Below are 17,783 nucleotides of genomic sequence, written 5' to 3' on the forward strand. Positions count from 1 at the left end.
GATTTTTTATATCAAGAAAGATCTGATGGACTGATGCCAAATTCGTCTTTAAAACACTTGGTGAAATAAGATGGAGCAGTAAAGCCTACGTCGTATGCCACCTCAGAAATATTCTTATCGGTTGTTGCCAGAAGCTGATATGCACGTTTCAAACGAGCTGTACGCAGGAGTTCCACTGGCGAAGAATCGGTGATAGCCTTCACCTTACGATAGAGTTGCACACGACTCAGGTTCATATCTGCAGCAAGGTCTTCAACACTCACCTCACTATCCGACATTCGAGCTTCGACTACTTCCTTGAAACGGGCAAGGAAACGTGAGTCGACAGTAGGTTCGGATGGTTCAGGCTTTACTACTCCTGATTCGGCTACCTCTGCAGGTTGCTCTGGTTCTGCTGGTTCTGCAGGCAACTCTTCAACAGGAATGTTCCACAAGGTATTAATAACGCGCTCACGCTGCATGGTTACCTTATTAAGATGGTAACGGTACAACAGTACGATGGCAATGAGCAACAATACTATAATACCAACAGCCATCCATGTGATGACACGCTGCGTGTCGAGCTGCTGCAAGTAATTGTCCGACTGTTCATGCAGGAAGTCTATATTATGCCCTTGGCGTGTAAGCTCTTCAGATTGCAATAATAGCACTCTGGCATTATCTTTGGTAACCAGCGATGCCATCAGGCGGTTATCCTTTTTATACGGCTTGCCCTCAAGTATGTCCATCGCTAGCTGAAGCACTTCGTCGCCATGGGTAGGATAGATATATGAAGCCTCGAGGATAGAGTCGCGAACACTTGCCAATCCGTTACCTTCACCTGGAAGGCCGTCGATACCGCAATATTTGGTATGGTGCGAAGCGGGGAGTTTTGAAAGTACTTTCGAGGCGCCTACAGCCATGCGGTCGTTCTGACCAAACACAAAATCAATGTTTGAAAGGTCACCATGATAAGCCTTAATGGCCTTCATGGCACTCTCTTCAGTCCAGTCACCTTGCAGTGAGGCTACAAGCACAATATCCGGATAACTACTGATGGCATTCAGGAAGCCGTTATGCCGCTCTATGGCCGGCGATGAACCTTTCAGACCCATTATTTCTAAAACCCTACCTTTGCCTTTTAGCTTGGTTGCGATATATTCTCCCATCAGGCGCCCCATCTCGAAGTTATCTGCGCCAATGAAAGCGGTAAACTTCTCAGAGTTAGTCTTACGGTCGAAAACAATAACAGGAATGCCTTTGTCGAAAACCTCATCTATAGCTGGCGACACAGTAGCTATCTGGTTGGGAGCCACAATAAGCAAATCCATACCGTCTTTCATAAATTGGTGTATTTGCTCTATCTGCTTCTCATCGCTACCATCGGCCGAAGCAAAGCTAAGTTCGACATTGTTGTGGACATAGGTGCCCATTTTCAGTTCCTCGTTCAACTTGTTGCGCCAAATGTCTTCGGAGCATTGCGACACGGCTATCTTATAAGTTTTCTCACTCTTAGAGCAAGAAGTAATAATTGCTATAATGGCAATCAGGTATAATACGGTTTTGCACATGGTTTTATGTCATTGTTAGTAAAGAACATGGCAAAGATAAGAAAAATACCCTTTACTTCCAAACTTTATGATGATTATTTGCCAAAAAAAGAGGTTCAGTGGGGAAACTGAACCTCATTTTGCGGGAATTTATACTGTTTTGAGTTTATCAGGAATAACAGGCATGGCGCCATTTTGTGTGCAGACATAGGCACTCACCTGAACGGCTGTTTTGTGAGCCTCCTGAACAGATTTGCCATTGATAATTGAGGCACAGAACGAACCTGTAAACGAGTCGCCAGCACCTACGGTATCAGCCACCTCTACCTTAGGAGTATCCTGGAACGAAGTCAGTCCATCGTCGGTAAATACGTAAGAACCATTGGTTCCACAGGTCAGCACAAGCATCTTGAGATGGAAGTCCTGAACTATTTTCTCACAAGTCTGGCGCATATCCAGGCTATCGTATCCGAACATACGACTAACAACAACCAGTTCCTCGTCATTAATCTTTAAGATATTGCAGATACAGAACGATTCTTCGAGTATCTCCTTCGAGTAGAACTGCTGTCGCAGATTAATGTCGCAAATACGGAGACAATCATTTGGTGTTGCATCAAGGAACTTGCGGATATTCTCGCGGCTAACCACATTGCGCTGAGCCAACGAGCCAAAACAAACGGCACGGGCATACTTGGCAATCTCTTCCATCTCGGAATTGAACGGAATGTTGTCCCAAGCAACATTCTCCTTAATGTCGTAAGTAGGGATACCGTCGCCTGTAAGAGTTACTTGAACCGTACCAGTGGGATAAGGCACACGTGGCATCAAGTAGTTCAGATTGTGCTCTTTCAGAGCCTCGATGGTTTCGGTGCCTAAATCATCATCACCCAATGCACTGATAGCGATGGTGTCGAGTCCAAACTGGGCTGCATGATATGCAAAGTTAGCAGGTGCGCCACCAAGTTTTTTTCCTTCGGGAAGTACATCCCACAATGCCTCGCCGAGGCCTACAACATAACGTTTCATGCTTTTACTGAATTAAGTTGCTTGATATATGTGAATAAATAAATGACACCGATAGCCATAACGATTACGGCACCAGCCTGGCCGATAGCATCGCTGGCAAAGCCCATCAACAGCGGGAATATGGTTCCACCAAAAAGGCCCATAATCATCAGACCGCTAACCTCGTTCTGCTTTTCGGGCATAGAGGTAAGAGCTTTAGCGAAGCAGATGGAGAAAATATTAGAGTTGCCATAACCCACCAATGCAATAGCAGTATAGAGCATCCACTTCTCTGTGCCCACAAAGAGTCCGCACATAGAGAGTGCCATCATCACCACGCTAATGATAAAGAAGGTACGTGTAGGCAGAACGCGCAGGAAGAACGAGCCTGTTAAGCAACCGATGGTACGGAAGATGAAGTACAGGCTGGTAGCAAAGGCTGCATCGTTCAGTGTCATGCCAAGTCGCTCCATCAAAATCTTTGGGGCTGTGGTGTTAGTACCTACGTCGATACCTACATGGCACATAATGCCAAAGAACGACAACAATACGATAGGAGTACCCAACAGCTTAAAGCACTCGGCAAAAGTAGAAGGTTTACCCTCGATTTTAGGTTCGTCAATTGGCGTAACTGCCAAAAGTGCTGTAGCAAGGAAACCTACAAACATATAGATTGTGAAGAGGATACGCCAGTCGTAGCCGAAAGATGGTATAACCTGTGTAGCACCCCACATGGCCAGATAAGGAGCCAAGAACGAAGCGATGGCTTTGATAAACTGTCCGAATGTAAGTGTGGATGCAAGATTTCCACCTCCCATCACTGTTGATACCAGTGGGTTCAACGAGGTCTGCATCAGGGCATTGCCGATACCTAACAACGAGAACGAAATGAGCATGATGGTGAAATTATTGCCAAACATGGGCATCATCAGCGACAGCACTGTTACCAAGAGTGAGAGAAGAACGGTCTTTTTACGTCCGATCTTGTTCATCAGCATACCTGTAGGAACACTGAAAATCAGGAACCAGAAGAACACCAGTGAAGGAAAGATGTTGGCAGTCGAGTCATTGAGCGCCAAGTCTTCTTTCACATAGTTCGAAGCAATGCCCACCAGATCTACAAAACCCATGCAGAAAAAGCAGAGCATGACTGGAATCAGGGCTAATTTGTTAACTTTACTCATAGATTTATTTAACTTTTTTACTATTTCACAATCTCATAAATAGTAGCCTTTCCGCCTTTTACCTTTAACATAGTATAAGGTATAGAAGGGAATACCAGATTAGTCATAGCCATCTTGCCATCGGCAGCAAAAGCTTCAATACTACAGCGGTCGATGAATATACGCAACTGTTTGAGGGCGCCATGTGTGGGTGCTGTTGTAACGGTTGCAAAGGCCTCGCTGAAACTACAATCACCGCTCTTGGTGCGATCCATAGAGAACGTTTGTTGCTGGGCATCGTAGCGCATTGTCACCTCTTCACCATTTGCATTACCTAATGTAAGTTCCATAGAACCCCTTACATCTATAACAAGCTCGCAGGCATCAGTCAACTTCTTTACCTTGTTGCCACGTAAAGCCAGCATCTCCTTAGAAGGAATAACGCCGCAATATGTTTCTTCGCCATCGGCAAACAGATCCAAATCACGAGGAATACTGTTGGAACTACGGAACTGATGAGTGGGCACCTGGTTTGCATACTGCCAGTTTGACATCCAAGCAATAACCACATGGCGATTCTCAGGAGCATTACTAAACGAAACTGTTGCATAGTGGTCTTTACCATAGTCCATCCACTTGGTGACCTCGGGCTTCGACTCACAAGTAAACTTATGACCATCGAACTGGCCTACAAAGTATTGTGTTGCGTTTCCGCCAAAAGGTCCTCCTGGGTTAATGTTGCACACCAGCATCCACTTCTGCTGACCAGTACCACGAACTGGCAGCTGCATCATATCGGGGCATTCCCAAACGCCACCATGGTTGCCGTATTCGCGACCAAAACTGCTTTCAAAGGTCCACTCCTTCAGGTTGGGCGAAGAATAGAACTGCATCTCCTGACCGGCAGCAAGAACCACAATCCACTTCTGAGTTGGTTCATGCCAGAATATCTTTGGGTCGCGGAAATCTGGAATATCGCTGGTTATCACAGGGTTCTTCTCATATTTAGTAAAAGTACGGCCTCCATCAGTAGAATATGCCATTGATTGCGTCTGAGCCTCTGCAGCAGAGGTATAGTAAGCGATAATGGCATTCTTACCGAAGCCAGCAGAATTACGAGTATCAACCACGCAAGAACCGCTGAATATGGTACCTATGGCATCTGCCTCTATCGCATTTGGCAGTGCCTCCCAATGAATCAGGTCTTTTGATACAGAATGGCCCCAAGTCATATTTTCCCACAGCGATCCAAAGGGATTATATTGGAAGTACAAGTGCCACTCGCCATCCTTATAGAACATTCCATTAGGATCATTCATCCAGCCATATACTGGAGAATGATGATACTCTGGACGGAATCGTTCAACGTTTGAGGTATCGAATGTATTGCTGAATTTCATTTCCTTCCAGCATGCAAACTCTTTAAGAACACCCTTTGTACGACGATCGCCATGGAAAATAATATCAAGTGTCTGCCCGTCTTTAATTTCTAATGGCACATAATAATCTATATGATCTACCGACAAGCGGACATTGGGTCGGCGATAAGACTGATTGTCTTTGCCTATCACCCTGACACTGGCATTCTCTGCCCTTTCTTCTACAGGCAGTAATACATACTTGTAGTTTGTGTCGATACTAACCATCACATGGTTATCACCGAGTACCCTGGGTTGTACCTGAGCCTGTGCCGAGGTCGCCATCAGTACTGCAGCTACGATCGTTGTCATTACCTTTTTCATAAAGTTATTCATTTTATTGTTTCAGATTTTTGCCACAAAAGTACATCAAAGACATGACACATACAATAAATAATGTTTCATTTACTAATAAAAATCGTTCATTGCAACAAAAATACATGCAATGAACGAATTTTTCAGGCTCTGTGGTTTTTCTCCCTATAGGACGTCACATCCTTAACATAGTCCTACAGGGCGGCCAGCACCCAATACATTATTTTTCATTGTCCTCGTCTTATTTATCCTATTACTTTTGGCAGTTGCTGCAGGGCCTCTTTGGGGAGTCGGCCCTGAACCAGTAGGTCTAACATATAGGGTAGCCTGACGGCATAGTAGGCCATGAGCCGTTTGGTGTACTGACCGATAGTTGCCTGGTCGTCCGTTCCCAAGTAGGCAACGATGAAGATGCTCCAATGGGCTTTGAGCATCTCTGGGGTGAGATGAAGAATGAAGTTGCTCCGCTGACCGTCTATATGGTTACAGATTGTCCACATCCAGCCTAAGTCCCACTCTGGCACACCATAACTGAACTGCTCTAGGTCGATCCAATAGTTATGCTGCCCGTTGGTGATGACATTGCCGATATGCAGGTCGCCGTGCAGGCAGGTGTCGGCATCGGGAGCCTTGTCGATGAATGCCAGTGCGCGCGCTTTGTACTCCTCCGTTACCCTATCGCCTTTCTCCTGATAGAAGCGACAGAGCCTCTCCTTGATCGATGTAAAGCGCGACGTATCTACCTTGGTACTATGCAGTTCCCGCGTCATGCAAGCAAAAGCCAACGAGATTTCATGTAGTCTTTCCGGCTCCTGCGAGATGATACGCGTGAACGAGCGCTTATTGCTGATGAGTTCGTATTCCACGCCTCGGCGCTCCCCGTCGGTTACCAACCGGAGGGGCTCTGGTGTCGGTACGCCCATCTCGAATACGGCACGGGCGGTCAGGAATTCCCGTTCTGCCATCTCGGCCTCGTTGACCAGATTAAAGAGTTTGGCCATCGTATGGCGCGTCTGATGTGTGTAGGTAAGAGATGTTCCTCCCTCGCCTGTCTGAACATAGTTGTTCAGGTCGATCCTCTGTACTTCTTTGTTCATATCTGTTGTCACTTGGTTAATCTTGTTGTATATTTTGAATGTTTCATAAGCTAAGTATTAACTGCTTGGGCAGGGCGTGGCGGTTTAGGAAAATGTAGGTGGTATTGAGGGCGATGTAATCGCGCGACATGTACCAAATGCCTTTATACAGACCACTCTTGCCCCATGAGTTCTTGACCATATAATAGGGTTTACCCTGCTCGTCGACAGCCTTACCATAGATGAGCATCACATGATCGTAAGTAAATCGCCAGTCATCCCACTGCTGTTGTCGCAGTTCCTGGGTTGGCACTACGCCATCGGGCAGCACGGCCAGACCGGTGCGAGTGAAGTCGCCCGTCACATCGCCACCCCATGCCACGGTGTAGCCAGCATCCAACGCTCTGTCGAGCACATCCATCAGCTGACTGATGGGGAGGTTATAGCTGGGTTTGAGTCGCCATTTGTAAGGCGCCTCGATGACAAACCACTGGTTGAAGGGATGGTGGGTGTAGCTGGTGAGACTGACGTAGTCGTCGAGGTTAAGTCCGAGCTTCTTGGCAAACGACTTGGGTGTGTAGGTCTTGCCCTCGTAGACAAACGATTCGGGACAGCGCCCCACATAACGCTCGATAACAGCCTGAACGCTATCCTGCCAATGAGCCTTAGGTGCTTTGGCACCCTTAACCACTATGCTGCTGATGGTGCGCTCTAACTCGGGGAAGAACACATTAAAGTTGGCCAACGAGTCGCCAGTGAGTGAGCCTGGAGCCGGCATGGCATTCTCCGGACAGATGCCATGCTGACGAATCACCTCAAGCACATCATCGCACGAGCCGCCCTCTGATATCTGGCTGTAGCCATGCATACGCACATAATGGGTGGCATTGTCCATATAATCCTTGTTTACCACAAACATCTCGCAGAGGTCGTAGGTCTTGCCAGTCTTGCGTAGTATCTCGCTCTCAAAATAGCCAAGCGTTGCATAATCCCAACAGGTGCCGCTGCGATACTGGTTCTTGATACTGGTGATAGGTAACTCCTTGATGGTGGCGAACTTCTTGTTAGCAGCCGAGGCACTGGCCTGACGCTGCAAATTCTCTTGTGCCGATGCCGTTAAGGCCATCAGCAGGGATGTTATTACAAAAATTTTTCTCATAATCTAAAAATAACTCTTTGCCGCTGAATGATTAGGCAATCGGTTGGTAAGGCAAGCCGAACACATCGGCCACCGCTTTATAAACTACTTTTCCTTCAACTATATTCAGGCCCTTTGCCAAGGCAGAATCGTCCTTACACGCCTGCTGCCAACCCTTATCGGCCAGCGCTATAGCATAACGCAGGGTGGCATTGGTAAGTGCCAGAGTTGAGGTGTGAGGCACAGCTCCCGGGATGTTTGCCACACAATAATGCACGATTCCATCGATGGTATAGACGGGTTCGCTGTGGGTTGTGGGGCGCGAAGTCTCGAAGCATCCGCCCTGATCGATAGCCACATCGACAAGCACTGTGCCGGGCTCCATCAGCTTCAGCATATCGCGGGTGATGAGGTGTGGCGTCTTGTCGCCAGGCACCAGAACAGAACCTATAACAATATCGACCGTAGACAACTGCTGACGGATGTTATGCTCGGACGAATAGAGGGTATGCACATTGGGAGGTGTCTCTAGATCGAGCTGACGCAGGCGGGGCAGCGACACATCGGTAATAGTTACCTCGGCACCCATGCCAGCAGCCATACGAGCAGCAGCCTCGCCTACTACACCGCCACCTAATACCAGCACACGCGTGGGCGACACACCTGGCACACCGCTGATAAGCTTGCCCTTGCCACCCTTGGTCTTCTGCAGGTAATAGGCGCCATTGAGTGTGGCCATGCGGCCGGCCACCTCGCTCATGGGCTGCAGCAACGGCAGCGATCCGTTAGGCAGCTGTACCGTCTCGTAAGCCAAGCACACTGCCCCACTCTTCAGCATGGCATCGGTGAGTTCCTTCTCGCAAGCAAAGTGGAAATAGGTGAACAACAACTGACCCTTACGAACCAGAGCATATTCGGGCTCGATGGGCTCCTTGACCTTCACAATCATATCGGCCTGCTGATACACATCCTCGATGGTAGGCAGGATCTTGGCGCCGACTTTAAGATAATCGTCGTCGCTAAAGCCACTACCCTCGCCTGCCATGTGCTGCACAAAGACCTCATGACCACGACGTGTAAGTTCGGCTACTCCCGCAGGGGTCATGCCCACACGGTTCTCATTGTTCTTAATCTCCTTTGGAATACCTACTCTCATAGTTATCAAGTTTTAGTTAATTATCATGGCGCAAATATACTAAAAAATCCGTTACGATGTAACACGCAAACGGATTTTTTAGTAAAATAATTATTTGAACGTGACTGGAATCAGTAACTTGATGCCAAACGAACGTCCCATGTTGCAGATGCCCGGACCATCGGCGTACTTCAGACGACTGAGATGCGACTGATAGGCACGATCTGTGAGGTTGGTGCCCGAGAGATATACCGAAGCCACCGTGCGGTTATGCCAACGTATATCGGTACCTGCCGTAAGGTTCAGCAACGTGTACGATGGTGTGGCAGTCTCGGTGCCATAAGCCGTATGGGCATGATCCTGACGCAGATAGCACTCCAAGCCTATTGACACGAAGGTATTGGTGAGTGTGCGGCCATCGCGGATGATGTCGTAACGCAAGTCGCTGTTCCATCGGGGTGCAGGCGTAAATGGCAGCCATCTGTTCTCTTCGGGTTGGTCAAGCTGGCGGGCATTGACATACGAGAAGGTGTTCTCGAAATGCAGTACCTCAACAGGATGGATATCTACCATAGCCTCGAAACCCAACAGGCGGGCAGTGCCCTGGCGGTATTGGTAGAGGTTGTCTTGGGTTGTCGACAGCAGTCGCTCTAAGAAGATATAGTTGGAGATATGGTTGGCAAAGAGCGACAACTGCGTAGAGAATATCTCGGACGAATAATCGATACCCAGATCCAGCTGCCAGCTATGTTCGGGCGACAGTTGCGAATTGCCCAGCTCGTAGCGGAACGTGCCCTCGTGTTCGCCGTTTGAGCCTAACTCGCTCAGGTTTGGGGCTCGGAAACCTTTCGACAGGTTCAATCGCATGTTGAGTCGTGGGGTGATATTGTAGATAGCACCCACAGAACCGGTGAGTCCACTGAAGTTGCGGGTAAAGTCGGTGAAACGCAGTTCGCCATCGTCTTCCTGTTCGTAGCTATGCAATCGGCGGATGTCGTAACGCAAACCACCGCTCAGCGTGAGACGGTCGAACTGGCGTGTGAGTGAGGCGAAAGCACCTACATCAAACAAGCGATATGACGGGATGAGGTATTCCTCACCCAGATTCTCAGAATACTGCCACATGCCCGAGATGCCTGCCGCATATTGCCAATCGGAGTCGGTTGACTTGAGATAGTGTACATCGTAATTAACGGTGTGCAGACGGAAGTCGAGTCCCAATTCATCGGCCTCTTCAAACTCACGACGTCTGTTCTGCTGGTAGCCTACCACGGCTTTCAGCGAGCCGTCGCCTATCAGAAACGAGTTATCGAGAACGGCCTTGTAATGGTCTATCTTCTGGAAGGCCTCGGATGGCTCTAGCAGACCTGTATCCTCATCGCGCTCGCCCTCTACCAGGCCTGGCTTCAGGTGGTAGTACGACAGTTTGAGGTGTGAGTAACCCCAACTGCGGTTGGTGCCGAGCATGCCTGTTACGGCGCGCTCATGGAACTGCGAGCCAGGCACGCGGCCATCTACCTTATTCTTATATTCTGAGGCATCCTTGTCGCTCCAGCGCCAGTTCCACACCCAGCCGTTCTGGTTGCCGGCAAAGTCGACGGTGTAGTCGAACAGGCGGTTGTTGGTCTGATATTCAGAGCCCACATTAAGCGCCATTGTGCCTTGGGGCATTACCGGAGTCTCGTGCAGCACCAGTACGCCGGCCATAGCATCGCTGCCGTACATGAGTGTGGCAGGGCCTTTCAGTATCTCGACCGAATGAACAGTCTGTGCATCGACTTCAATACCATGTTCATCGCCCCACTGCTGTCCCTCCTGACGGATGCCGTCGTTGACAGTCACAATGCGGTTGTAGCCCAGTCCGCGGATAACAGGCTTGGAGATGCCGCCACCAGTGGTAATCTGCGACACGCCAGGCTGATGTGCTACGGCATCGATGATATTTGTAGACGATGTGGCCTGAATCGTTCGAGGACCCACAACGGATATGGGGGCAGGAGAGCGGTCAGCCCGGGTAGAGCCAGTAAGTCCTGTAACCACCACCTCCTTCAGCATGGCGTTGTTTTCCTGCAATACGAAATTGCACTGTTCGGTATGACGCAGGTCTATGGTCTGTATGATAGTAAGGTGCCCCACGTAGGTTACCTGAATGGTGGTCTTAACTGCGGGCAGATCCTTCAATATATACTGTCCGTTAGCATTAGTCACTGTTCCCTGTTTTAGCTGTGGGAAATAAATACTTGCGCCAACAACGGGCTGACCGTCGATGGCATCGGTTACACAACCTTGTAGTACAACCTTCTTGGTTGTAGTTTCGGCTAATGCCGATGTGCACAGGCACACCAACATCAGCAATATTGATGATATTGTCTTCATGTTATCCTTTTTTATCTGAATATTGTTATACTTAAATATACCGTGTTATTCAAATAAGAAAGGAGGTGCTCGGGGGGAATGATAACGGCAAACTGCCGATGACAGTTGTGCCGAGGGTTCGACAACAGCTACGACATGCTGGCGCAATATAACAGGCAGTAACACTGCAGCTGCTATAAGATAAGGCAGCGACACGAACTGACAGAGCACACAGGCGTGCATAGAAACTGGCAGCTCGGCAATGTGACCATGACAGTGATGCTGTACACATCCGCTGCATTCGTAGTCTAATGATTCCGTTGTTTCATGAACGTGAACAGACGACATGATGAGCATTGGCAGGAACACTGCCAACAACACCCATGATGCGATATGTCTTCTAGTTTTCACTTTCACGGCGGCAAAATTACTAATAATTCTTCGAAATAAATGCTTAATTCGCCAGAAATATGTATATTTGCACCCTGAAAACTAGAAAGTAAACCTAAATAAGTAAAAAAGAGATGAAGAAGTATGCTTTATCAGCACTGCTGGCACTGGCCAGTCTAAGCGTTTCGGCTATCGTAACAGTACCTATTAAAGGAACCGTGGTAAGTGCAGCCGACCCACATATACAATATGCGGGACGTATCAGTTTTACCACCCCTGAGCGACCTGCGTTCAACTTCCCTGGCATCCAGATTACGGCAGCTTTCGAAGGAACATCGCTACGCATGATGGCTAAACCCAAGAGCGGCTATTTTATGGCACAGATTGACAATGCCGAACCTTTTAAAGTTTCGTTTATGGGACAGCGCGACTCCGTGGTTACCATTGCAACAGCCCTGCCCGAAGGAAAGCATCTGGTAAAACTGATGTATGCCATCGAGGGCTACGAACTGTTCCCAGAATTCTGGGGATTTGTGCTCGACGAAGGTAAGAAACTGGTAGATGCACCTGCATTTCCTGACAGAAAGATAGAATTCATCGGTAATTCTATCACTTGCGGTTATGGCAACGAGGGACTGAAAAAAGAAGAACACTTTGATTATGCCACCGAGAACCACTATTACAGCTATGCCTCGATAACAGCACGCAGTCTTGGTGCGCAGCATTGGGTGGTGGCTCGCAGCGGCATAGGAGCCTATCGCAACTATAATGGTCCTAAAACAGGTAATCCAGAGTCGAACATGTTGGCTCAGTATGAGTACATCGGTTATGCATGGAAGCCTGAACTCCGCCAAGGAGCATCTTTCCTAAAGGAGAATTGGGACTTCGGCCGTTATCAGCCCGATGTAGTCTGCATCAACTTAGGCACTAACGACCTCTCGACACCCAACTACGATGTGGAGCTGCTCAAGCAGAATTATCGTAAACTGCTCAAGATGGTGCGCCAGCATAACCCAAAGGCAAAGATTGTATTCTTAACGGGAACCATGCTATATGATAAAGAGATGGCTCTGCAGAAGCAGTTACTCAACGAGGTAGCTGCCGAGGCCAAGAAAGCTGGCGACAAGGAGGTTTATCGCTTTGATATGGATCCTATCTCAAGCGAAGAGTTGTACGGCAACGATTGGCATCCAAATGTATATATGGACGAGAAGATGGCTGGCGAACTGACAGCCTATCTGCGCAAGTTGATGAAATGGAATTAAAAACGGATTATCCGAGTAGCTTTCTTGTATCTTCGAGTATCTGCAAGAGCTCATCCATCGTCTCAGCACGAAGCATGGCAATACGAGTCTGACGGAAATCGGGTATTCCCTTGAATATAGGTGTTGCAGCGAGGTGTCTTCTGGTATGGAGGATGCCTCGTTTTTCGTCTATACGCTCTACGTTGATACGCAGCAGTTCTTCAAGAATATCCAGTTTCTGATTAAAGTCAAGCTCTTCGCGACTGAATATCCAAGGGCAGCCGAAGGTGGCACGACCTATCATAACGGCATCAACCCCATAGGTTTCGAATGCCTGATCAGCCTCATCGAGATTGTGGATGTCGCCATTACCTATAATAGGAATATGTATGCGGGGATTACGTTTTACCTCGCCTATCAGCGTCCAGTCAGCATTACCTGTGTACATCTGACTACGGGTACGACCATGGATAGTGAGAGCCTTGATACCACAATCCTGCAACTGTTCGGCCAGTTCGGTGATGATAAGCTGTTCGTGGTTCCAGCCCAAACGGGTCTTGACGGTTACTGGCAACTTAACAGCATCTACCACCTTACGGGTAATCTCCAGCATCTTTGGGATGTTCTGCAGCATACCTGCACCAGCACCCTTACCAGCAACCTTCTTGACAGGACAGCCGAAGTTAATGTCGATCAAATCGGGCCCAGCTTGTTCTACTATCTTGGCAGCCTCAACCATCGCATCCACATCGCGACCATAGATCTGTATGCCCACAGGGCGCTCTGTATCGCTGATGGTTAGCTTCTGGATGGTTGACTTCACATCGCGAACCAATGCCTCGGCACTAACAAACTCGGTATACACCATAGCCGCACCGAACCGCTTGCAAAGCAGTCGGAAGCCAATGTCTGTCACATCTTCCATCGGTGCCAGGAACACCGGTTTTTCGCCGAATTCTATCTCTCCTATCTTCATTTCGGGTGCAAAGATACAATATTTTCCTCTAATATTTGGTTGTTTCAAAGGATTGTTGTACTTTTGTGGTCAAAAAACAGGATTTTGCAATGGAACAACTGCTCCACTATGTGTGGAAACATAAACTTTATCCGCTTAAAGAACTAAAGACAAGCGACGGACAACAAGTAGAGGTGATAGACCCGGGATTGCACAACCGCAATGCCGGCCCAGACTTCTTTAACGCCAAAATCAGGATAGGCACTACCATGTGGGTGGGCAATGTAGAGATTCATGACAAGGCGAGCGACTGGTATCAGCACGGACACGACAAGGACAGCCACTACGACAACGTGGTGCTGCACGTGGCAGGTCTGCTGGATACCGAAGTTATGAAATCTAACGGACAGTATGTGCCTCAGATGCTGCTGAGCGTTCCTGATGATGTAATGCAACACTATGACGAGCTACAGAAAACCGACGAATATCCTCCCTGCTACAAGGTGATTCCAGACTTATCGTCACTCATCATTCATTCGTGGATGGCAGCTCTGCAGACTGAACGTCTGGAGCAGAAGACCGAGGCAATACGTAAACGTGCCGAAATGTGCAATGGCTCGTGGGAAGATGCTTACTTCGTAACCTTAGCAAGAAACTATGGTTTTGGTATCAATGGCGATGTGTTTGAGCAGTGGGCCTATAATATGCCGTTGAGCGCTGTGGCCCATCATCGCGATGACCTCTTCCAGATAGAAGCCATCTTTATGGGACAAGCAGGATTGCTGGAGCTGGACTCGATACCGGAGTATTACCAGAAGGAGGCGCTCAACGATGGCTATTTTGCCAAACTACGTAATGAGTACCAGTATCTGGCTCATAAATTCTCGATGAAACCGATAGATTTCAAACTTTGGAGGTTCCTCAGACTGCGTCCGCAGAACTTCCCACACATCCGCATATCGCAACTGGCCAACCTGTATTATCAGCAGAAGGCCGGACTAAGTCAACTCGTGGAGTGTGATACGCTTGATGAGTTGAAAAGTGTGTTGAGTTCGCAGGTAACACCCTATTGGGAAACTCACTACACCTTTGGCTCCACAAGTTCTAAGAACGAGAAGCATCTGTCGTACGGATCGCTCAATCTGCTGATGATCAATACAGCTATACCTATGCTGTTTGCCTACGGACGACATACTACCAAGGAAGTACTCTGCGATAGGGCTTTCGACTTCCTAGAACAGATAAAGGCAGAGAACAACTATATCATACGCATGTGGCAGCAAGTTGGTCTGCCTGTAAAGACTGCTGGCGACTCACAAGCGCTGATACAACTTAAAAAGGAATATTGCGACAAAAAGGACTGCTTGCGTTGTCGCTTTGGATACGAATACTTAAAACGGAGATAAAACAATGAATCAGGAGACATTTTATGCTATGGCGCTCACACGCCTTACAAACTTTAATTTCCAACAGGCTTTGGAACTGTATAAGGCAGCAGGAAGTGCTCAGAACCTATATGAACATCGCAACGAAGTGGGCGATATGATTGAAGGATGCACGCCACGACTCGTTGAGGCACTCAAGAACTGGGGCGATGCCATGAAACGAGCCGAGGTAGAAGCAAAATATATGGAGGAGCACAAAATCAGGGCCTACACGCTGCTTGACGATGACTATCCACAACGCCTGCTAGAGTGTGCCGATGCTCCGTTGGTACTATATTATATAGGTAATGCAGACCTGAATCAAACCAAGATTATCAGCATCGTTGGAACACGCCAGATAACCAGTTATGGCAAAGACATCTGTCGCAAATTCATCAGAGAGCTGCATGAGATGTGCCCTCAGGTGCTGATTGTGAGCGGACTGGCCTATGGCGTAGATATCTGTGCACATCGCGAGTCGCTAGCTAATGGCTATGACACATTAGGTGTGCTGGCACATGGATTGGACCAGATATATCCTTATCATCACCGTGATACAGCAGCCAAGATGGTGGAACATGGTGGACTGCTAACCGAGTTTATGACTCAGACCAATGCCGACAAAGTTAATTTTGTGCGTCGCAACCGCATTGTGGCAGGCATATCGGATGCCACCATCGTTATCGAAAGTGCCGCTAAAGGCGGAAGTCTGATTACGGCAGAGATAGCACAGAGCTACGATAGGGCCGTATTTGCATTCCCTGGTAATGTAAACCAGCCATTCTCTGAAGGGTGCAACAATCTGATTCGCGACAACGGAGCCGGACTGATAAGCAATGCCGAAGACTTTGTGAAGGCCATGGGATGGCAGAATGATGCCGTGCGCAGACAGGCTCTGGCCGAAGGCATCGAGCGTCAACTCTTCCCAGAACTTTCGCCCGAAGAACAAAAAATCGTTAGTCTGCTACAACAAACCAACGATCTACAGCTTAATATCATTAGTGTAAAGGCTGGCTTTGCCATCAACCAGGCAACCGCCCTACTCTTCCAACTGGAGATGAAAGGTGTTGTTAAGCCTTTGGCTGGCGGCATGTATCATCTGTTGATGTAGCATCCTCGTGTATGCTATCCGCCATTAACCGATAAATCTGCTTGGTACGATCATCGTTGAGCAGGTCTATCTGCATATTCATCACACCTACATCGTAGCGTACCATCGGGCCCGTCTGAGCCTGCTTGGGCGAGAGAACCGATACTTTTTTCGCCGTTTCATCGATAAGCGGCAGAAAAAGATTAAAATCTATCTGCTCTTCTTGCAGCACTTTCTCAGCCAGTCGATAGCAATGGTTTGTAAAGTTACAAGCCAGCACAGCAGCCAAATGTATCTTCTTTCGTTTAGCCGAATCAGCCAATACCACATGATCGGATACACTTTCGGCTAGCTGCCGGATAGTTTCGAGTGTCACATCATCCGATGCCTCCAGGAAACAAGGAATAGGACGGAAGTCAACTTGACGGTTCTTCGAAAACGTCTGCATCGGATACAACACTCCATAATGCTGGACCTTACCCTTGAATACATCCATACTGATGCTTCCTGCCGTATGCACCAGCACCCCTTTTACTACCATTTTACTCACTCTCTCGGCCAGTTCGCTGATAGCATCATCCTTCACAGAGATGACATAGATATCTGCATTTTTATCTATTTCATCGACATCGGCCGTATATCTGCACCCTATCTTCTCTGCCAACTCGCAAGCATGTTCTTCGGTACGACTATACACCTGCAGAATATGCTGTCCTGCATCCTTCATAGCCAACGACAACTGCGTTGCCAGATTACCAGAACCTATTAAAACAATATTCATTTTCTTGTTGCGTTAAAGATACCTTTGAAAAGTAGGTAGGGATCAATGGTTATTTGATGTTTGCAGTGGGGAACAATTGTCTTTGACATGCCGCCAGTGGCGATGATATGCGGGGGCGTGGGGAGTGTATTAGCTATTTTATCGATGAGGCCATCAATCATAGCAGCGGTGCCGTAAAGGATGCCGCTCTGCATGCACTCGAGAGTGTTGCGCCCTATCATGTGGGCTGGCTTCTCAATAGTGATGGAGGGGAGTTGAGAGGCGCGAGAACTGAGGGCGTTGAGCGATGTTTTGACACCAGGAATAATCAAGCCGCCCTTGAAAACGCTGTTTCCATCGATGACTCCGATGGTGGTAGCTGTACCAAAATCGATAACAATGGCTGGTACGCCATAGCAGGTTGCAGCGCCTATGGCATCGGCCAGACGGTCTTTACCTAACTGTGAGGGCGATTCGATATCAATAGAGATGATACCCTTAGCATCGTTGATACTTAAGAAATGTGGGGTGATGCCCGTCAGGTCGGATACGGCTTGGGCAATATCATCATTCACCTCAGGAACGACCGATGAAATGGTTACTTTTTCGATATCGGCATTCTCTATATTATACTTGCGAAGGCCTAGTTTCAACTCATAACGGAAGAAACTGGCAGTCTCTTCTTTCTTGGTCTTAAAACGCCATGTTGCAGTTATATCACCCTGACTATCAGCCAAGGCAATCACAACAGTAGAGTTACCAATATCTATGAGAATATTCATA

Annotated in this window: 15 protein-coding genes; 3 read left to right on the plus strand and 12 right to left on the minus strand. The window is 48.1% G+C overall.

Annotated elements, in window-relative coordinates; all coding sequences use genetic code 11:
- Positions 1 to 11 precede the first annotated feature (11 nt).
- From BUB86_RS13780 to BUB86_RS17285, 9 genes are all read right to left on the minus strand, one after another.
- Positions 12 to 1,550, minus strand: a complete 1,539-nt coding sequence (locus BUB86_RS13780; RefSeq protein WP_073210519.1) for a substrate-binding domain-containing protein — start codon at positions 1,548 to 1,550, stop codon at positions 12 to 14.
- Between the two features lie 129 nt (positions 1,551 to 1,679).
- Positions 1,680 to 2,558 (minus strand): carbohydrate kinase family protein, encoded by an 879-nt coding sequence (locus BUB86_RS13785; RefSeq protein WP_073210521.1) that lies wholly within the window; start codon positions 2,556 to 2,558, stop codon positions 1,680 to 1,682.
- Positions 2,555 to 3,721 carry an MFS transporter gene (locus BUB86_RS13790; RefSeq protein ID WP_073210523.1) on the minus strand — a complete coding sequence of 389 codons (1,167 nt, stop codon included), beginning with the start codon at positions 3,719 to 3,721 and terminating at the stop codon, positions 2,555 to 2,557. Before BUB86_RS13790 ends, BUB86_RS13785 begins: the two co-directional genes overlap by 4 nt.
- Before the next feature lie 20 nt (positions 3,722 to 3,741).
- Positions 3,742 to 5,430 (minus strand): DUF4980 domain-containing protein, encoded by a 1,689-nt coding sequence (locus BUB86_RS13795; RefSeq protein WP_254795177.1) that lies wholly within the window; start codon positions 5,428 to 5,430, stop codon positions 3,742 to 3,744.
- 248 nt (positions 5,431 to 5,678) lie between these two features.
- Positions 5,679 to 6,530 (minus strand): TIGR02172 family protein, encoded by an 852-nt coding sequence (locus tag BUB86_RS13800; RefSeq protein ID WP_073210631.1) that lies wholly within the window; start codon positions 6,528 to 6,530, stop codon positions 5,679 to 5,681.
- Positions 6,531 to 6,573: 43 nt separating this feature from the next.
- Complete coding sequence (locus BUB86_RS13805) at positions 6,574 to 7,668, minus strand: C1 family peptidase (RefSeq protein ID WP_073210528.1); 1,095 nt, start codon at positions 7,666 to 7,668, stop codon at positions 6,574 to 6,576.
- Positions 7,669 to 7,699: 31 nt separating this feature from the next.
- Positions 7,700 to 8,803: an alanine dehydrogenase gene (ald, locus tag BUB86_RS13810; protein ID WP_073210529.1), complete on the minus strand. Its 1,104-nt coding sequence runs from the start codon at positions 8,801 to 8,803 to the stop codon at positions 7,700 to 7,702.
- Between the two features lie 90 nt (positions 8,804 to 8,893).
- Complete coding sequence (locus BUB86_RS13815) at positions 8,894 to 11,158, minus strand: TonB-dependent receptor (protein WP_073210531.1); 2,265 nt, start codon at positions 11,156 to 11,158, stop codon at positions 8,894 to 8,896.
- Positions 11,159 to 11,203: 45 nt separating this feature from the next.
- Complete coding sequence (locus tag BUB86_RS17285) at positions 11,204 to 11,548, minus strand: hypothetical protein (RefSeq protein ID WP_175549510.1); 345 nt, start codon at positions 11,546 to 11,548, stop codon at positions 11,204 to 11,206.
- A gap of 113 nt (positions 11,549 to 11,661) precedes the next feature.
- Here BUB86_RS17285 and BUB86_RS13820 point away from each other — a divergent pair, with 113 nt between their 5' ends.
- Entirely contained in the window at positions 11,662 to 12,792 is a 1,131-nt protein-coding gene (locus tag BUB86_RS13820) for an SGNH/GDSL hydrolase family protein (RefSeq protein ID WP_073210533.1), read from the plus strand.
- Positions 12,793 to 12,799: 7 nt separating this feature from the next.
- Here the strand turns inward: BUB86_RS13820 and dusB are convergent, their stop codons facing one another.
- Positions 12,800 to 13,747 (minus strand): tRNA dihydrouridine synthase DusB, encoded by a 948-nt coding sequence (dusB, locus tag BUB86_RS13825; protein ID WP_073210535.1) that lies wholly within the window; start codon positions 13,745 to 13,747, stop codon positions 12,800 to 12,802.
- 89 nt (positions 13,748 to 13,836) lie between these two features.
- Here dusB and BUB86_RS13830 point away from each other — a divergent pair, with 89 nt between their 5' ends.
- Together BUB86_RS13830 and dprA are read left to right on the plus strand one after the other, a co-directional pair.
- Positions 13,837 to 15,132, plus strand: coding sequence for a DUF2851 family protein (locus tag BUB86_RS13830; RefSeq protein WP_073210536.1), 1,296 nt, complete (start codon positions 13,837 to 13,839; stop codon positions 15,130 to 15,132).
- Positions 15,133 to 15,136: 4 nt separating this feature from the next.
- On the plus strand, positions 15,137 to 16,261 hold the full coding sequence (gene dprA, locus BUB86_RS13835) for a DNA-processing protein DprA (RefSeq protein WP_073210538.1): 1,125 nt from the start codon (positions 15,137 to 15,139) through the stop codon (positions 16,259 to 16,261).
- On the opposite strand, the gene BUB86_RS13840 is transcribed toward dprA, so the two are convergent.
- Positions 16,221 to 17,021, minus strand: a complete 801-nt coding sequence (locus BUB86_RS13840) for a Rossmann-like and DUF2520 domain-containing protein (protein WP_073210540.1) — start codon at positions 17,019 to 17,021, stop codon at positions 16,221 to 16,223. The two genes, dprA and BUB86_RS13840, sit on opposite strands and share 41 nt — an antisense overlap.
- A complete protein-coding gene (locus BUB86_RS13845; RefSeq protein ID WP_073210542.1) occupies positions 17,018 to 17,782 on the minus strand; it encodes a type III pantothenate kinase in 765 nt (254 codons plus the stop codon). The genes BUB86_RS13840 and BUB86_RS13845 overlap by 4 nt, the downstream gene beginning before the upstream one ends.
- Position 17,783: the final 1 nt, after the last annotated feature.

It is taken from the genome of Xylanibacter ruminicola, from assembly GCF_900142525.1.
Lineage (GTDB): Bacteria > Bacteroidota > Bacteroidia > Bacteroidales > Bacteroidaceae > Prevotella > Prevotella ruminicola_A.

Bases quoted from the DNA above. Each gene is read 5' to 3' on its own strand.
- BUB86_RS13830 (WP_073210536.1), top strand. From the start codon at position 13,837: ATGGAACAACTGCTCCACTATGTGTGGAAACATAAACTTTATCCGCTT.
- dusB (WP_073210535.1), bottom strand. From the start codon at position 13,747: ATGAAGATAGGAGAGATAGAATTCGGCGAAAAACCGGTGTTCCTGGCA.
- BUB86_RS13805 (WP_073210528.1), bottom strand. From the start codon at position 7,668: ATGAGAAAAATTTTTGTAATAACATCCCTGCTGATGGCCTTAACGGCA.
- BUB86_RS13845 (WP_073210542.1), bottom strand. From the start codon at position 17,782: ATGAATATTCTCATAGATATTGGTAACTCTACTGTTGTGATTGCCTTG.
- BUB86_RS13790 (WP_073210523.1), bottom strand. From the start codon at position 3,721: ATGAGTAAAGTTAACAAATTAGCCCTGATTCCAGTCATGCTCTGCTTT.
- BUB86_RS13795 (WP_254795177.1), bottom strand. From the start codon at position 5,430: ATGACAACGATCGTAGCTGCAGTACTGATGGCGACCTCGGCACAGGCT.
- BUB86_RS13815 (WP_073210531.1), bottom strand. From the start codon at position 11,158: ATGAAGACAATATCATCAATATTGCTGATGTTGGTGTGCCTGTGCACA.
- BUB86_RS13840 (WP_073210540.1), bottom strand. From the start codon at position 17,021: ATGAATATTGTTTTAATAGGTTCTGGTAATCTGGCAACGCAGTTGTCG.
- BUB86_RS13785 (WP_073210521.1), bottom strand. From the start codon at position 2,558: ATGAAACGTTATGTTGTAGGCCTCGGCGAGGCATTGTGGGATGTACTT.
- BUB86_RS13780 (WP_073210519.1), bottom strand. From the start codon at position 1,550: ATGTGCAAAACCGTATTATACCTGATTGCCATTATAGCAATTATTACT.
- ald (WP_073210529.1), bottom strand. From the start codon at position 8,803: ATGAGAGTAGGTATTCCAAAGGAGATTAAGAACAATGAGAACCGTGTG.
- BUB86_RS13800 (WP_073210631.1), bottom strand. From the start codon at position 6,530: ATGAACAAAGAAGTACAGAGGATCGACCTGAACAACTATGTTCAGACA.
- dprA (WP_073210538.1), top strand. From the start codon at position 15,137: ATGAATCAGGAGACATTTTATGCTATGGCGCTCACACGCCTTACAAAC.
- BUB86_RS13820 (WP_073210533.1), top strand. From the start codon at position 11,662: ATGAAGAAGTATGCTTTATCAGCACTGCTGGCACTGGCCAGTCTAAGC.